At 60.8% G+C, this 2,142-nt stretch carries 2 protein-coding genes; both read right to left on the reverse strand.

The window, feature by feature from the left end; translation table 11 throughout:
- Positions 1 to 18: 18 nt before the first annotated feature.
- Entirely contained in the window at positions 19 to 735 is a 717-nt protein-coding gene (pcsA, locus tag HX846_RS16130) for a phosphatidylcholine synthase (protein ID WP_003208507.1), read from the reverse strand.
- A 148-nt stretch (positions 736 to 883) separates the two neighbouring features.
- On the reverse strand, positions 884 to 1,810 hold the full coding sequence (locus HX846_RS16135) for a class I SAM-dependent methyltransferase (RefSeq protein ID WP_178965710.1): 927 nt from the start codon (positions 1,808 to 1,810) through the stop codon (positions 884 to 886).
- Positions 1,811 to 2,142 lie beyond the last annotated feature (332 nt).

The following is a 2,142-nucleotide window of genomic DNA, read 5'->3' on the forward strand; positions in this document are numbered from 1 at the left end:
TCAACCGTGCCCGCTTGGCTATTTATGTGTTTCGACCCACTCCAGTGCGGTCCGCCAGATGCAGATCCCCAGGAAGTACGCCGACATCAGCAACCACAGGCCCAGGGTCAGGCGATTGGTGTACGGGAAGTCGATCACCAGCAGCAGGCTGCACAGCAACCAGATGGTGGTCACGGCAATATTGATCGGCATGAAGCGCTTGACCCGGAACGGGTGCAGGAACTTCATCGGCGTCACGGTCAGCAACGCCAGGCCGATCACGGTGAGCAAGGTGACCCAGGCTTCCGGCTGGATGATATAGACGCACAGCGCCACCACGTTCCATGCGGCGGGGAAGCCGACGAAGTAGTTGTCCTTGCTCTTCATGTTGACGTTGCAGAAGCAGAACAGCGACGACACCAGAATCACCGACACCGTAAACAACGGGGTGAAGTCCGGCAGGGCGATATAGCGATAGATAAACAGCGCCGGAATAAACACGTACGTCAGGTAATCAATCACCAGGTCCAATACCGAGCCATCGAAGCTTGGCAGCACTGTTTGCACATTCACCCGTCGCGCGAGAGAGCCGTCGACCCCATCGACGATCAAGGCCAGGCCCAGCCACAGCAGGCAAGCCTTGGGCTGGTTGTCGAGCAGTGCCAGGGTGGCCAGGAAGGCCAGCACCACGCCGGTGGCGGTAAAACCATGGGCGCCCCAGGCCTTGAGACGGGCTACATGCAGGGTCGATATCACAGGGGCGTTCTCCAAAAGGTGAAACAGGGCAGCCGACGGGGTAGCACCGTCGAATCTGGCCAGAGTGTGCAGGTATCGACCGGGAAGGGTGGGATAAGGTTCACCACCCGGCGTAGGTTAAGCGTAGCAAGCGCAGGACGTTTCGGCATCAGCCTTGGCGAAACACCAGTGCCTTTAATCCGCTTTGCGGGTCGATATCGGGGAATTCCGGCGGGTTTTCCAGCCGCTGGTCAAAGCGCAGGCCAGGCGCTTCGCGGGTTACGCCGTCGATCAGGAAGTCTTCGCCGAACGCCGGGTCGTTCATGCACGCCAGCACCGTCCCCTGGGCCGTGAGCAAATCCGGCAGGCGACGCAGCACCCGCTGGTAGTCCTTGGTCAAAAGGAAACTGCCTTTCTGGAACGAGGGCGGGTCGATGATCACCAGGTCGTACGGGCCGCTGTTGGTGACCTTGGCCCAGGACTTGAACAGGTCGTGGCCGAGGAACGTCACCTTGCTCAGGTCGTGGCCGTTCAGGCGGTGATTGTCACGACCACGGCTCAGGGCGCCTCGGGCCATGTCCAGGTTCACCACATGCTCGGCGCCGCCTTCGATGGCCGCCACGGAGAAACCACAGGTGTAGGCGAACAGGTTCAGCACCCGCAGGCCATGAGCCTGTTCGCGTACCCAGTTGCGGCCGTAACGCATGTCTAGGAACAGCCCACTGTTCTGCTTTTTGCCCAGGTCGATCAGGTAGCGCAGGCCGCCTTCGGTGATGGTCAGTTCGTCGACCACCTCGCCCAGCAGCCATTCGGTGGTGCTTTGCGGCAGGTAGCGGTGTTGCAGCGCCACGGTATGGGCGCCGAATGACCGCCAGTCGATCTGCACCAGCATCTGCTTCAAGGCCTCAAGCTCCGCGGCTTCAAGCTCCTTGAACAGCGAGACCAGCACCACGCCTTGCAGCCAGTCCACTGTCAGTTGCTCCAGGCCCGGCCAGCAGCGGCCACGCCCGTGAAACAGGCGCCGGGTCTCGGCGGGGACGGTTTGCAGGGCATTCAGCAAATGGGTGTGCAGGGTGGCGAGTGCGTCTGGGTTCATCGGGCAACGTCGGTCATTGAGCGGGCGGCATTTTAAACACAATTGCGGGGTGTTCGGGAGTTGAAGCACAACGTGCTTTGAATTTGCTGATTGGCAGTGATTTATGCTCAAAAGTCCCTGAGAGGCGGCGCACAACAGTCAAAAAATCCCTTGGCACCGACATAAACTGGAAAAAAAGCCCGGAGGTGCCCATGAACGGTTTCGCGAGTGCAGTGAGTCAGACAGCGATGGACCAGGAAGAACTGGCCGAATGGCGCGATGCCCTGGCCTCCCTGGTGGCCAACGCCGGCGCGGCGCGCGCACGGGAGATCCTCGACATGCTGGCGGATGCC

This window comes from Pseudomonas sp. K5002, assembly GCF_013386655.1.
In the GTDB taxonomy this organism is placed as follows: domain Bacteria; phylum Pseudomonadota; class Gammaproteobacteria; order Pseudomonadales; family Pseudomonadaceae; genus Aquipseudomonas.